The sequence below is a fragment of the Mycobacterium dioxanotrophicus genome, from assembly GCF_002157835.1.
GTDB lineage: Bacteria > Actinomycetota > Actinomycetes > Mycobacteriales > Mycobacteriaceae > Mycobacterium > Mycobacterium dioxanotrophicus.
The window spans coordinates 7,001,507-7,016,473 of the sequence record NZ_CP020809.1; the positions used below are offsets into that span (position 1 = coordinate 7,001,507).

Consider the following 14,967-nt stretch of genomic DNA (forward strand, 5'->3'; position numbering starts at 1 on the left):
ACTGGGCGATAATGGGTGGTCGACCAGGCGCATGGTGTGCGTGGTCAACGTTCGGCGGCCGGTCTGGATTCTCGGATCACAGGTCGGGGAAGGCTGAGGGGCAACAGGCCGATGGACGGTGGCGCGCGTTGGACGGCGGAAAGGAGGCGCGACCGCGGTGGCCGAATCCGATCCGCTGACAACTCAGCCCGACCCGATGGTGCGGATTCCTGAGGAGCTGCGCGCCGCGGGTTTCGAACAAGCGGTCGAGATCGGGCGGGGCGGATTCGGTGTGGTCTACCGCTGTCTGCAGCCTGCCCTGGACCGGACGGTGGCGGTCAAGGTCCTCCTCGCGGATCTGGGGACCGAGAATGTGGAACGGTTCCTACGCGAGCAACGGGCCATGGGACGGCTGTCGGGACATCCCCACATCACCAACGTGTTGCACGTCGGGACAACAGCTTCCGGCCGGCCATTCATCGTCATGCAGTACCACTCGCGAGGCTCGCTGGACGGCCGGATCCGCGAGCATGGTCCGCTCGGCTGGGCGGAGGCCCTGTCGCTGGGCGTCAAGCTGGCCGGAGCACTCGAAACCGCACACCAGGCGGGGATCCTGCACCGCGATGTGAAACCGGCGAACATCCTGCTCACCGATTACGGTCAGCCACAGCTGACTGATTTCGGGATCGCGCGGATGGCGGGCGGGTACGAGACCGGCACCGGCGTGGTCACCGGATCGCCTGCCTTTTACCGCACCGGAGGTCTTGGGAGGCCGGTCCCCCTCGGCCGCTTCCGATGTCTACAGTCTGGGCGCCACGTTGTTCTGCGCGATCACCGGACATGCCGCCTTCGAGCGGCGTAGAGGCGAACAGGTGATCGCCCAGTTCCTGAGGATCACCAGCGAACCGACCCCCATCCTGCGCGGTGAGGACATCCCCGCCGAGATCTCGGCGGCCATCGCATCGGCCATGGCCGTCGATCCTCCCGATCGGCCTGGTACGGCAGCGGCATTCGGGGAGCAATTGCGGCACGCGCAGCGTCTGCGCGGGGTGTTCATCGACGAGCTGGCACTCCCCACCGCGGTCGACGCGCCACGGTCAGGGACACGCGCCGCGCCGGTCCCAACCGCGCGCCGGTCCATTTCGATCACACCGCCAGTGCCACTCACCCGGTTTCATCCGCCCAGCCCGTCGCGGCGGCTGATCGACCGGGACCGATTGATCGAGACACTGCGTGGCGGCGCAGGTCGGCGCCTGACCCTCATCCACGGCCCGGCCGGGTATGGCAAAACCACGCTGGCCGGGCAGTGGAGCGCACTGCTCGCCGAGCAAGGAGCGGCGGTGGCGTGGCTGTCGGTCGACACCGACGACAACAACGTGGTGTGGTTCCTCACGCATCTCATCGAGGCGATCCGCCAGGTCAGACCGTCGCTGGCCGGTGAACTGGGGCGAGTGCTCGAGGAGCATGGCGATCAGGCCGAGCGGTATGTATTGACCTCGCTGATCAACGAAATCCACCAGAGCGGTGAGCCGGTGGCGGTGGTCGTCGACGATTGGCACGTCATCTCCGATCCGGCGGCCGTCGCAGCGATGGGATTCCTGCTCGACAGCGGCTGCGAACACCTGCAGGTGATCGTGACCAGTCGGACGAAGGCCGGTCTGCCGCTGGGCCGTCTGCGGGTGCGCGACGAGCTCGTCGAAATCGACGCTACGGCACTGCGTTTCGACATCGATGAGGCGCGGGCGTTCCTGGTTGAGCGTGGCGGGCTGTCATTGGCGGACTCGGCGATTGCCGGCCTGGCCGAGGCGACCGAAGGCTGGGTTGCCGGTTTGCAGTTGGCCTCGCTGTCGTTGCGCGAATCGTCGGATCCGGACGCTTTGATCGGCCAGATGTCGGGACGTCATCGCGCGGTCGGAGAGTTTCTGGCGGAGAACGTCCTCAACGGTCTTGACCCGGAGATCCTCGACTTCTTGTTGGCGACGTCGGTGACGGAACGGATCTGCGGCTCGCTGGCGTCCGCGCTCATGGGTTCCCCGGGCGGGCAGGCCATGCTGGAAGAGGTTGAGCAACGCGATCTGTTCCTGCGCCGGCTCGACGAGGAGGGGCAGTGGTTTCAATACCACCATCTGTTCGCCCAGTATCTGCGGCAACGCCTTGACCGCGATCAACCGGGCCGCATCGAACGCCTTCACCGCACCGCGTCGGTATGGTCTGCCGACCACGGGATGCTCAGTGAGGCCGTCGATCATGCCTTGGCCGCAGGCGGTCCGGGGCGGGCTGTCGAGCTGGTCGAACGCGACGGCATGCAGCTGCTTGAGCAGGGGCGGATGTTCACGCTGCTCGGGCTGGTGGCGAAATTGCCGCCGCAGCAGGTGAGTCAGAGCGCACGCCTGCAGCTCACCATCGCCTGGGCCAACAATGCCGCGGTGCGTCCAGCGGCTGCGCAGGCCGCCGTGAACGGCGCACGTGCCCTGCTCACAGCGCAACAGGGTGACGACCTCAAACTCGCTGATCTGCGCGCAGAGGCCGACGTCGTCCAGGCCGATATCCATGTCATCAGCGACCGGCTCGATGGTGTGGAACAGCTTGTCGCCGAGTGCCTGTCGCGCCCGGATACGTTGCCGGCCTGGGTGGTCTCGTGCGCGGCCGACGATGCGGTGTTCGCGAATCTGTTCCGATTCGACTTCGACGCAGCGCGTCGCCGCCACCAGTGGGCGCTCACCTATCACGCACGTACCCGCGGGCCGCTGTCGGTGGTGTACGGCTACCGCTTTGCCGGGCTCGCGGCCTCCGAGCAGCTCGACATGGCTGCCGCCGAAGGTCTCTTCCGCGAGGGTCTGCGGATGGCGACTTCCGCGGGAGATCAACATTCCTACCCTGCCCGCATCGCCTCGGCACTGCTGGGTGATCTGCTGTATGAGCGCGGCGAGATCGACGAGGCCGAGCGACTTCTCGACATGAGCCAGGAACTCGGCGCTGAGAACGGCACCGTCGACTTCATGATCGCGCGTTACGCGACCGGCGCCCGGATCAAGGCGCTGCGCGGTGATCTCACTGCAGCGGCACAGTATCTCAAGGAGGGCGCGCAGGTTGCGGACTCGTTGCAGCTGCGGCGCCTACGCGCTGCCGTCGAGCATGAACGTGCCCGCTTACGCCTGCCCGTCGCTGCGCCTCCGATCGACCACGCTGCGCGCCGAGAGCCCGCCGACGGCATCGATGAGGTGACCCTGCAGCTGCAGGAGGCCACCGCGATCCGGTTGCTACTCAACGAAGCTCGACCCGAGCAGCTCGAACTCGCCGTCACCTGGGCGCGGGAATGGGTTGACCAGCTGGAGGGACGCGGACGGCACAGGGCACTGCTGCAAGCCAAGCGACTACTGGTGACCTGCTTGGCGGTGGCCGGTCACGACACCGAGGCACTGCAACTGCTGTCGACGACGGCAGCCGTGTGCGCTGAGCACCGGATGGTGCGGTTCCTCCTCGACGAGGGAGCACCGGTTCGTACGCTGCTCGCGACGTTGCGCCGCGAGGCGCAGGCCAACCGGTGGCAATCCGACTGGGCGCCCGTGCCTCTGTCGTTCCTGGACGACAGTCTCGGGCCGGAGACCTGGTAACTTGCATTCCGTACCTGGGTACGGGTTTATCGTCGGTGTATGGCGCCCGGAGAAGTCCCGCAGTGGGTGCCGCAAGCATGCACATTGCCCACTGCGGAGCGACCCTTTCGAGTAGCTGAATTCGACCGGCTGTTTGGTGAATCGGCCGTGCGGTGGACGCGGCCGAACGCAACACGACTGGATGTGGTGCTCGATGCCGTGGCGGAGGAACGAGCACGTGGTCTGGCAGCACGGGAGGCAGGGTGTTGCTCGTTCTTCACGTTCAGATTCGTAGCAGACGGGACGAAAGTGGTCATGTGCATTGACGTTCCAGCATCGCAGTCCGTTGTGCTGGATGGGTTGGCGGCGCGGATGGGCGCGGCGAAACGAGGCGGTGGGGCGTGACTGATGCAGGATTGCGGAGCGGGCAACTCGCTGCGGCGGCGGGTGTGAACGTCGAGACGTTGCGGTACTACGAGCGGCGTGGGTTGTTGGCCGAACCGCAGCGATCATTGGGCGGCCATCGCTTGTACCCGGCGCACGCAGTCACGATGCTCCGGATGATCAAAGCGGCGCAGCGTCTGGGTTTCACTCTCGAAGAGGTCGCGGACCTGTTGGCCGCGACGCGGGCGGGCTCCCGATCGGATGCGGGGTTGCGGGCTCGTGCGCAGACCAAGCTGGTCGAGATCGACGAGAAACTCGCCGAACTCACAGCGGTGCGCGACACTCTGCGCGCCGCGCTGGAGGCAGGTTGTGATGATCTGCTGGTGTGCGTCGAAAGCCCCTGTTGCCCATTGCCGTTCGCCAGTGATGACGCGTGCGAGCCACAGGTGGAGCAGGGCGGCTGCTGCGGATAGCTTCCGCAAACGATGTGGGCGGACCGACACCGCAACAGATGTGGGCGCGGGCGATCAGCCGCGCCCTGGCACTTCGAGAGAGGACATGCCGAATTGTCGTCGCCGTTGACCGACTGGCTCGAACGCCACCAGATTCCGATCTACCTCGCAGGGCTCGCTGCCGGCGCTGCCGTCGGAGCGGTCTGGCCGGCAGGCGGGCATGCGTGGGAGGCCGCTATCTACCCGGTACTCGGCGCCTTGCTGTATGCCACGTTTCTGCAGGTTCCGTTCACCAAACTGACTGCGGCGTTTCGTGATGTCCGGTTTTTGTCTGCAGTCCTGGCGGTGAACTTCATCGTGGTGCCGCTGGTCGTCGCCGCCCTGGTCACCGTCGTGTCGCTGCCTCAAGCCGTGCTGCTCGGGGTGCTGCTGACGCTGCTCGCGCCGTGCATCGATTACGTCATCGTGTTCTGCGGGCTGGCAGGCGGCGACAACCAACGCCTGCTGGCCGCCGCGCCGCTGCTCATGCTGGTTCAGATGCTGGCCCTGCCGCTGCTGCTGTGGTTGTTCGTCGGCCCCGAACTCGCCGACATCGTCGACGTCGGCCCCTTCCTGGAGGCGTTCCTCATCCTCATCGTGGTACCTCTGCTGTTGGCATGGGCCACAGAAACACTCGCTGACCGCCACCGCAGCGGAGAAGTAATCACCTCGGCGATGACAGCGGCCATGGTGCCCCTCATGACCGCAACCCTGTTCGTGGTGGTCGCCAGCCAGTTCCCCAAGATCAGCCATCAACTCGATCAGGTTCTCCAAGTGGTCCCGATCTATGCTGCGTTCCTGGTCATCATGGCGGCGGTTGGGCTGGGCGTGGTGCGCGTGCTCGGGTTCGACAGTGGGCGGGGCCGGGCATTGATCTTCACCGGGGCCACCCGCAACTCCCTCGTCGTACTACCGCTGGCGCTCGCACTACCCGCCGCCTACGCGATCACGCCGGCCATCGTGGTCAGCCAGACCCTCGTGGAACTGCTCGGCATGATCATCTATGTCCGCGCCATCCCCAGACTGGTACCCGTGAGAACGCCTGCCGCGCAGTAGCCGCGGGCCTGGTCCAGCGGGAGTACCGCGCGCCGGCACTGTGGGAACGGCCGGGCCTGCGCCACCGGTGTGGGTTCCAGCCGAAATTCGAGTAGTCGACTACTCGATATTCCGCCGAATCCGGCGGCGACAATCGGAATGCTCAGCCGAAGTCGCACACGCGAGGAAGTGGTCGGTATGCCCCCTAGTCCGCTTGACAAGTCCCCGCTGAGCTGACCAGTGAGCTGCTCACCCGACCCGCGCCTCGACGACCTCCTCACCGTCGCGGAACGCTCCTACGAGGCACTGAGAGCGCACATCGAGTCATTGCCACCGGCGGTTGGCCGTGAGTTGGCCGAGCTGGCCGCCGATTACGGCCAAGAGGTGGCGCACAACGCCGACCGGATGGCCGAGGCGCCGCTGATCCTGCGAGTTGCAGGACTGCTGTGCCTCCACAGTGGTGAGATGGCTGCAGCCATCAACTGCAACCTGATCGCGTGCGAGGTCGACAAGGTCTTGGCGGAAGAGCCGGAGGCCTACGAAGCCGTGCGGCTGTCGTGTGAGAGTCTGGGCGAACTCGCCCGCAGCATCGCCCAACCGAAACTCGTCTTCGATGCGCTGGCGACCGCAGCCGACGCGGCGTACTTCCAGGCCGGTGCGTACCAGCAACGCGGCGAGCGGGACAGTTACCACACCGTCTTGAGGCAAGCTCTCGCCGCCTGCGTGCGTGCGGTCGAATTCGTCGAGGCCGCGACCGCCTTTCGGTTACGCGTCTTCGTCAGCTTGATCACCCAGACCGTTGTCGAGGCGATGGGCGCGCTGGGCTGGTTCGAGGGCCATGACGAGGTCGAGGTCCGAGAGCAGCTGCGGACGCTGGCCCTGGCCATCGAAACCTATGTGCCGAACGACTTCTCGATCAGCGGTGACCCGGCGATCAGCGCGGAGTCCGCCGCTAGGCTGGCCCGATTGTCGTACGAATACGGCAGCCCAGACCACGGCCGTGGCCGACTACTGGCGAGCCGAACGGATGACGACACCGACTCGATGGCTCCCCTCGAGAGGCTGTGCGCGCAGTACGCCCTGGAGCGGACGGCACAGCGCTCCGCTGACCAGCTTCACGCACTGCGCCGCGACGCGTGGTTCGCCATAGACTGCGCGCGCGACGCCGCATTGTCTCGCGCCGCGCGCGTGCACACCGCGCAACGGCTGGACGCCCTGCTCAGCGAGATGATTCTCGACGAATTCCGGCTGCTGGTGGGCCGCGACGTCGATGACTGCTTCACGGCGCTGGAGGCCAACAAGTCCCGCATCCTACTCGACGAGCTGGACGGTAACACCGTCACCGTGGATGATGCCGCGACGGCAAAAGGCCTGCTGGCCAAGGAGAGTCAGCTGTTACACCTGGCCGCACAGGGGGCCGGTAAAGGCTGGGGCGAGCAGAGTCTGGTCAGCCGCCTGCCCATCGGTGGTCTCGACAGCTCGCCGGACAAGATCGACGTGCAGGGCATCAACGAGCTCGACGAGGTTTATCGACGACACCGCGCAGGCTTCGTCGGGTCTGCGGGTATCAGCACCCTGCCGGAGATCATGGACAGTCTCCAGCCCGGCGAGGGACTGCTGCATCTGCACATTCCCTACGACCCACTCGACCCGGCCGGCGACTTGGTGATCTTGCTGATCACATGCGAGGGCGCCTTACCCATCCATCGGGCACTGCCCGACCGGCTCACGCCCGACGACGACCTCCGGGCCATGCGGATGCAGGTGGACGGCAAACAACCCGTCGATGTGAGCCCGGTGGGACAAGCCATCACGTTGGCGCGCTTGGCAATCCGCGAAGGTCACGATGACGAAGCCGCCAGTTACCTGCGTCCGTTGTACGACATACTGCTCGGCCCACTCGCCGACTACGGTCGCACTCCGGACACGTTCAGCCGACTGATCATCGTTCCGCACGGGCCGCTGCACGCGGTACCGTTCGCAGCCCTGCAAGCCGAGGACGGCCGGTTCGTCGCGCAAATGGTCGCCCACACCGTGGCACCCAGCGCCTCGGTCTGGCACCGGCTCCGCAAGCGGCCGGCAGCCACAGTGAGCAGTTTCGCCGGATTCGCCGACCCGCGGTTGGGCAGCCGGTGGGCCGCACTGCCCGATGCACGACGCGAGGTCACCGAAATTGCCGGACTGCTAAGTGCGTTGGCGGTGCAGACACACACCGGTGCCGAGGCGACCGAAACCCGTTTCCGCGAGCTGGCGCCGGCCCAGTCAATCCTGCATCTGGCCACCCACGGCGAATTCCCTCAGGAAGATGCCATCGATCTGCACCGCGCGTTGTTGACACCGGCCGACGGTCACGACGGACGTCTCCATGCAGAAGAGGTGCGCGGCATGGACCTGTCGGGCACCGCGCTGGCCACACTGAGCATTTGCGACGGTGGGCTGGCCCGCTTCGGCCCCGGCGATGAGCAGTTCGGGCTGATCTCGGCGTTTTTGGCCGCCGGCGCGCGAAACGTCCTCGGGCCGCTGTGGGAGGTCGACGACGTGCGCACGGCACGCCTGATGGTGGAGTTCTACCGTCATCTGCTCGATCTGGGGCCCGCCGGGGCGCTGCAGAAAGCGAGCACGGCGTTCATGATGGCCGGCGAGCAGATCCGCGATTGGGCCGGCTTCGCGGTCTTCGGTGACGGACAACCGTTTTCGGCGGTCGGCTCCGGGTCGGACCATCGGCGACTCGCTGCGGAAATGCGGGTTTGATTTGATGCTGAGCCCACTTCCGTTCTCCCCCGGCATCTTCGGCTTCACCAGGACCAGCGAACCGCCCCGTCACGTCTTGCGATAGGAATAGGAGGACACGATGGCGACCATCCGCCGTGGCGCACTGGAGCTCGACCTTCCCGACAACGTGTCGATCGCGGAGGAACGACCCGACGTGGGTCGCCGTCGCCGTGGCGGCGCCGGCGCCGTTGCTCCAACCGATGTCGTTCCACCCGACGTGGTCGCCCAAGCCCTGGCGGACCAACTCACCGTGGTCGACACCGTGCCACTCGAGGTCTCCGCCGGTGCACCAGCGCCTCGCCGCCGCGGCCCGGCGCCGTCGGCGCTGATGCGAGTCGACGTCGCACCTGACGAACACGCGGTGGTACTCGTCGAGCAGGACGGCTACTACTCCTGGATCACCGGCGCGAAAGAGGCGCCGTCGCCGGCGACGCGCCGCGGCCCGTCAACGGCCATCGTCACGTTCGAGATCCCGCTCGACACCAAAGCGCCTGGGGGAGCTTCGCCCAAGCGGGGTCCGATCTCCGACGCGTTGATCAAGCCGGTCACCACCATCGTCTTTCGGTTTGCCGCCAGGCTGGTCATCGGCCAACTCGTCAAACGGCTGGAGCGTGCGATCGAGCCCGGTGTGGTCACGATCGACCAGGTCGATCCCGTCACGTGGACCAAGCTCGCCGACCCGAAGACAGTCCCGTTGCCCACCGATCGACGCGCGCGGGTGCTGCTTCTCGTCCACGGCACTTTCAGCTCCACGCGCGGCGGCTTCGGCTCGTTCATCGGCACCGACGCCGGCAAGCACCTCCTCGAGCGGGCCGTGGCGGACTACGACGCGGTGTTGGGCTTCGACCACCGCACACTCAGCGAAGACCCGCTCGAGAACGCCGAACAGCTGCTGACTGCCTTGCGCGCACTGCCCGCTGATGCCGGCGTCGACATCGATGTCGTCACCCACAGCCGCGGCGCACTGGTTGTCCGCAGTCTGGTGGAACATGCCCTGGAGGCAGACGACCGGCTGAGCATCGGCAAGGTCGTCATGGTCGCAGGCCCGAACGCCGGCACACTGCTGGCCAGCCCGAAAAACTGGAAGACATTGGTCGACCTCTACACGAATCTCGCGGTCGGCATCTGCCGGGTGATCGGCATTGCCGCGCCGCCGGCAGCGACAGTGACGACCATTTTGCGGGAATCGCTTCAGGCTCTTGCCATCCTGGTCAAGGCCATCGTCGCCGAAGCGGCCGACGAGCAACGAGTGCCGGGGCTGGGGGCCATGGTCCCCGGCGGCAGGTTCATCACCGACATCAACCGCAGCGCCGCACCCGGACATCCGATCGCCGCGGCGTATTACACGGTGTCATCCGACTTCGAGGTCACCGGGCTGTCCGGACCCCAGGAGCTACCCGACAAACTGAAACGGCTCGTCGCCGACGGCTTCGTCGACCAATTGATGGGTGAGGCAAACGATCTGGTGGTCGACGTCAAGTCCATGACGGCGGTCGACCCCGGCACGCCGGGGCTCATCCACCAATCCTTCGCCCTGGGCGACAACCCCACCACCTACCACTGCTCCTATTTCGTCGATCAATCGGTGCTCGAGGCGATCGAAGGCTGGCTGCTCGGGCGGCCCGACACCGACGCCTCGCCCGGTGCCGACGCTTTTCCTGTCGGCCAAATGGTCAACGCCCTGCCCGATTTCGTCGACACCAATTTCGCGATGATCGACGCGTACTCGCCGGTGAACATCGTGACCCGACAGCTGCGCGACTCGACTCACGACTTCGCGGTGGTGCGGGACCTGGACGCCGACGGCCAGGTGGTCCACTACGCCTTCACCACCGACGAGTTCCTCGGTATCACCGGAGCCATCGCGCCCGAGCTGAGTCAGTTGAGCCTCACTCAGACCGGCGCGCTGACCGACACCGTGCCCTCCCCGGCGACCAGTTCGATCAGGATCATCGCGCCGCGACCGCCTGCCGCGGCGTCGCCGTGGGCATCGAGAACCGTTGTGCTGTTGGATGGTTCACCTGTGGGCGTGGTACCGCCGACCGATGTTCTCGACGCAAACGCGGGCCGGCGACGGCGCGGCGGCCAGGAAGAAGCCCTTGCCCTCGACGACCAGCTCGAGGAGGCGGCACAGCCCACCATTCAGGCTTACTTCCGCGCCGAGACTGACGCAGTGATCAGCACTACGGAGGAATCACTTGTCCTCGTTGATATTGCGCTGGAGGTGCTGGAGGGCCTCATCGGGCCGAACGCAAAGGGTGGCTCGGCCGACATCGACAGCACCAAGCCCATCACCGTGCACGTGGTGCCGCGGATCAACCTGAGCATCAACGGCGACAAGCACGCCACCGTCAAGCCGCCGGTGGCCGGCGAGCCGCGCAGCCTTCGGTTCTCTGTGACAGGCACTCGTCCCGGCCCGGGCCAGCTCTTGGTCATCGCCGGACAGGGGCCGGTCGACCTGGTGAAACTCGTCCTCGACGTGACCGTCGTCAACGGCCAGCCGGCCGACGGCGGGCGCGCCGCGGTCTGCGCCGCGCTCCCGACAGTGACCGACGCGCCGAACTCTGATCAGCTGATCATTGACGAAAACACCACCGTCGCGATGTCGCCGGACGGTCAGCGCGAGGTTGTGGTCGACACCAAGTTCGATGTGCGCTTCAGATCCGAAACGCTCGACCTCGAGCTGCGCGATACCACCGACACGATCAAGGGCGATCGCCTCGACTATGTGACCAAGCTGTACAAGCAGATCGAGGCGGACTGGGGCACGAGTGCCAAAGACGCCACGGCCTTCAACCGCGCACTGCGCGCCTACGGGGGACAGCTGTTCGACGAACTGCTACCCGAGTCCATCCAACGGCAGCTCTGGGATAACCGGGACAAGATCAAGCAGATTCAGGTCAACAGTGTCGACCCGTTCATTCCCTGGGAGATCGTCCATCTCAAAGGCCCTGACGGCAAACTGCCCACCGAGGAACTGTTCCTGGCCAATATGGGCCTGGTTCGCTGGATCGACAACGCACGCATCGCACCACAAAAGGTCGAGGTGCGCTCCGGACATGCGAACGCGATCACTCCGTCCTATCCGGAAGGATCGGGCTGGAGCCTCGCGGAACCGGCCAACGAGTTCGACTACCTGGAATCGGCGTTCGGTGCCACGCGGGTGGAAGCCGATGTAGAGACGATCATGACTCTGCTCGAACAGCCCGGCCAATTCGACCTCCTGCATTTCGCCGGGCATGGAATGGCCGACGCCGGCGACATCGCCAACGCCGGACTGATCATCCAGGTGCGCAACATGAATGGTCGCTGGGAGCCGGTGTCACTCAGCCCGACGCTGGTCGAACAGTACGCGAGGCTACGCATCGAGAAGGGCAATCGCCCACTGGTGTTTCTCAACGCCTGCCAGGTGGGGCGTGCCGGTTACCAGTTGACGCGGGTCGGCGGATTTGCCCAGGCGTTCCTGAAAGCCGGGGCGGGCATCTTCGTCAGCACACTGTGGTCGGTTGTCGACGAACCGGCCCGCATCTTCACCGAAGAGTTCTACGGAGAGCTGATCGCCGGCAAAACCGTGGCACAAGCGACAGTGGCCGCCCGGCAGAAGTGCCGCGCCGCGGGTGACCCCACCTGGCTGGCCTACGTCGTGTACGGACGACCCGATGGGCGCCTGATCAAGCGATAGCGAGCCCGAATTGGTGCGAGCCGTCGCCCAGATGAGCGTCGAGAATGAATTGTATGAAGCGGATCGTGCAGGCGTTCGTCGGAGGTTTGATCATGCTTGCCGCGGCGCCTGCGGTTCCCGCGCAAGCGGCACCGGACGTTCCCGACTTCTCGTCGTATCCGAAGGTGTCCGAGGACGATTACACGGTGCGGCCCGGACTGGCGTATTCAGTGCGTGGGTTCCGCACACCCAGCGGGTTGTACTGCACGTCGTCGAATCACCGTGCGATGTATGCGGTGAACTGCACGGGGCCACTGGTTGGCACGCCCGACGGGGCGAACTGGGTGAACCTCTTCGAGTCGGGCGACGTGGTCACCCCGGTGAAATTCACCCACGGCGACGCACCACAGTCCACCGGTGTTCCCCAGTTCGAGGGCCAACCGATCAATCTGCTACCCAAGGACACCGCGTACGCGTTCGACGATGCGGTCTGCGTGTGGACCGCCACCATCGCGCTGGCCTGCCGGATGGGTTCAGGAGCCGAGTACAACGGCTTTATCGCGACCGCTGACGCCGTCACCACGTTCGGCAACGTCTGAGCACTACGGCTGGCGGTGTCCTTGGAGGGAGTCGAACCCACAACCACTGGAATCTGAATCCAGCGCCTCTACCAGTTGGGCTACAAGGACGTGTTGACGGAAGTACCCCTGAGAAGATTCGAACTCCCATCCTCAGCGTCGTAGGCTGTCGCTCTTTCCGTTGAGCTACAGGGGCATTCGGACGTCTGCGCCGCGCACGTGGTGAACGGGCGGAGGTTGAGCCAGGCTCTTCCAACGCGCCCGTCACACCAGTGCAGGCATCCGCGCGAACCTGTCGCGCTGACGAGGTTCGAACGGTTCGCGAATCATGCGCATCCCGGCTTCGTATGGAGTGCGGTCGCCTTTGCGGCCATTGCAGGCCTGGCAGGCCGCCACCAAATTGAGCCAGGAGTCAGATCCGCCGCGACTCCTGGGCAGCACGTGATCGATAGTCTGAGCACGTCCACAGCAATACACACAGGTGCTGCGGTCGCGGCGCAGAATTCCTTCGCGCGTTGCACGTTCGTTGTGCCGGTACGGAATGTGCACGTATTCGCGCAACTCCACCGACATGGGCAGCTCGATCACCAGCGAGGGGCCATGGATGTGCACGGCCGGGCTGTGGCGATCGATGACGTACACGGCGTCACGCAGCATCAGCTGGATCGCGTCCTGCCACGGTATTCGGGACAGCACGCGGTAGTCGGCGTTGTAGACCTCGACTGTCAGATCGGGTATCTGAATCGGCATGGCCGCGTGCCTCCTTTCTGATGATGGTCACGGACACAAGTTGATGGCTGGGATTGGGACCTTGCACGACAGGGAGATTCGTGGTTCCACCTGCGATTGACATCACGCTGTTCACCGTGCGGTGCGGTTCTGATGATGCTACGGAGCGCGGTGGTTGTAAACCGGTATTTTTACCGAGTAACGCTGCACTACAACGTAATTGAATACAACGAAACCTAGGAATGTCGAGCGACGTTCCTAGCGGGGCAAACAGCCATCGTGAGAGATGTATGAGATTTTTCTTTCAGGCCCTGCTTCCGGTTGATGCGCACACCGAGAGCCGAGACAGAAAGGGGATGGAACAACCGGAAGCGCCTGGACCAGCTTTCGCTGTTGCGCAGAATTTCGCTGATCCAAAAGTCGGCAGCAACGCCGACCGCGCCCGCGCATGACAAAGCGGCCGTAGATGCGCGATGCATCCCGGCCAGCAAATTGTCGTTGCACGTCATAGACATGCGATCAACGGTAGCAGCGACGCCCGCCAGCACAACTACCTTTTTCTCCCCACCGGCCCACGATGATGAATGCCTGCAGCGATCCGCGATGGACGTTGTTGTGGCGGTGGGTTTTTGCGTGGGCAAGCAGTGCTGATCTGGGGGTGTCGGGGGCGGTCCGGGGCGTACAGGTTTTTCACAACAAGAAATTCTGTTTCTTGCCGCGAAACAGGCGTACTGTGCTCCGAATCACACCGCTGAGGTGCGTTCGTCCGCTGCACGCCGCAGCCCCGCGAAGGGACGCGACATGACGTCGAACCCCGTTGGCCAAGAACGGAAGTTGCACAAAGGCACCAACTGGTGGGGTGCCTTTGTCATCGGTCTGGCCGGCCCATCCTGGTCACCGGGATCGACCCCCGGCCGTGCAAGCCCTCGGCGCGGCCGCGATACCCCTGCTCGCCGTCACGACAGCGATCGGTGTGTTGCTGTGCCTGTTCGCCGCCGAACTGGCCGCCGTGATGCCGCACCGCACCGGCGGCCTGCCCTCCTACACCACCGAATCCTTCGAACTCGTCCACCCCGCCACCGCCACCCACCTCGGCGGCCTGTCGGCCTGGGCCTACTGGCTGGGCTGGTTTCCCGTCGCCCCATCAACATGATCCTGGCCTCGGCCTACATCACCCAACTGTTCTCCATACCGCAAGGACCATCGTTCCTGCCGTTCGGCGGACTGGGCAGCCCCATCACGCTCTCGGTGCTGATCATCTCCGTCGTCGCCATCGCCATCATGTACGTCCCGGCCTACTTCGGCATCAAACTGGGCGCCGAATTCGCCACCATCCTGGGCATCGTGTCCATGGCACCCCTGACCATCCTGATCCTGCTGCCCCTGTTTCACCCCAGCTCGATCCACCTGAGCAACCTCGCCGGCTTCCACTTCGCCCCCGGCGTCCTGGGCAGCCCCACCCTCATCCTGGCCTGGATGTTCGTCATGACCTGGTCGGTGCTGGCCATGGAAGCCGCCGCCTGCTACCTCGGCGAATGCCGCAACCCCGCCCGCGACGCCAAAATCGCCATGACCATGGAAGGCGTCTACGGCTTCTTCATCTTCGTCTTCATGGCCGTCGCCCTGGTCGCAGTCCTGGGCGTGGCCAAAGACGCCGACCCCCTGACCATCTTCACCTCACTGATCACCGCCGTCACCGGATCCTCGGCGGCTGGGTGCAATGGGCCCTGGGCCTACCGCTGATC

At 65.2% G+C, this 14,967-nt stretch carries 6 protein-coding genes, 2 tRNA genes and 2 pseudogenes; 7 read left to right on the forward strand and 3 right to left on the reverse strand.

Annotated features, from left to right (window positions below; translation table 11 throughout):
• Window positions 1–157 precede the first annotated feature (157 nt).
• The 6 genes and pseudogenes from BTO20_RS33975 (at window position 158) to BTO20_RS34005 (ending at window position 12,514) form a co-directional block, all read left to right on the forward strand.
• Window positions 158–3,593: pseudogene (locus BTO20_RS33975) on the forward strand (protein kinase domain-containing protein).
• A 380-nt stretch (window positions 3,594–3,973) separates the two neighbouring features.
• A complete protein-coding gene (locus BTO20_RS33985) occupies window positions 3,974–4,429 on the forward strand; it encodes a MerR family transcriptional regulator (RefSeq protein ID WP_087080588.1) in 456 nt (151 codons plus the stop codon).
• Between the two features lie 105 nt (window positions 4,430–4,534).
• Window positions 4,535–5,503: a bile acid:sodium symporter gene (locus BTO20_RS33990; RefSeq protein WP_232490937.1), complete on the forward strand. Its 969-nt coding sequence runs from the start codon at window positions 4,535–4,537 to the stop codon at window positions 5,501–5,503.
• A gap of 219 nt (window positions 5,504–5,722) precedes the next feature.
• Entirely contained in the window at window positions 5,723–8,233 is a 2,511-nt protein-coding gene (locus BTO20_RS33995; protein WP_087080592.1) for a CHAT domain-containing protein, read from the forward strand.
• Between the two features lie 100 nt (window positions 8,234–8,333).
• Window positions 8,334–11,936 carry a DUF7379 domain-containing protein gene (locus tag BTO20_RS34000; protein WP_087080594.1) on the forward strand — a complete coding sequence of 1,201 codons (3,603 nt, stop codon included), beginning with the start codon at window positions 8,334–8,336 and terminating at the stop codon, window positions 11,934–11,936.
• 53 nt (window positions 11,937–11,989) lie between these two features.
• The gene (locus tag BTO20_RS34005) at window positions 11,990–12,514 is read left to right on the forward strand and encodes a hypothetical protein (RefSeq protein WP_087080596.1); all 525 of its coding nucleotides are present in this window, start codon (window positions 11,990–11,992) and stop codon (window positions 12,512–12,514) included.
• 16 nt (window positions 12,515–12,530) lie between these two features.
• On the opposite strand, the gene BTO20_RS34010 is transcribed toward BTO20_RS34005, so the two are convergent.
• The 3 genes from BTO20_RS34010 to BTO20_RS34020 form a co-directional block, all read right to left on the reverse strand.
• A tRNA-Leu gene (locus tag BTO20_RS34010) sits at window positions 12,531–12,604 on the reverse strand.
• 13 nt (window positions 12,605–12,617) lie between these two features.
• Window positions 12,618–12,689 (reverse strand) — tRNA-Arg (locus BTO20_RS34015).
• 68 nt (window positions 12,690–12,757) lie between these two features.
• On the reverse strand, window positions 12,758–13,243 hold the full coding sequence (locus tag BTO20_RS34020; RefSeq protein WP_087080598.1) for an HNH endonuclease: 486 nt from the start codon (window positions 13,241–13,243) through the stop codon (window positions 12,758–12,760).
• A 952-nt stretch (window positions 13,244–14,195) separates the two neighbouring features.
• Here BTO20_RS34020 and BTO20_RS39620 point away from each other — a divergent pair.
• Window positions 14,196–14,965: pseudogene (locus BTO20_RS39620) on the forward strand (amino acid permease).
• Window positions 14,966–14,967 lie beyond the last annotated feature (2 nt).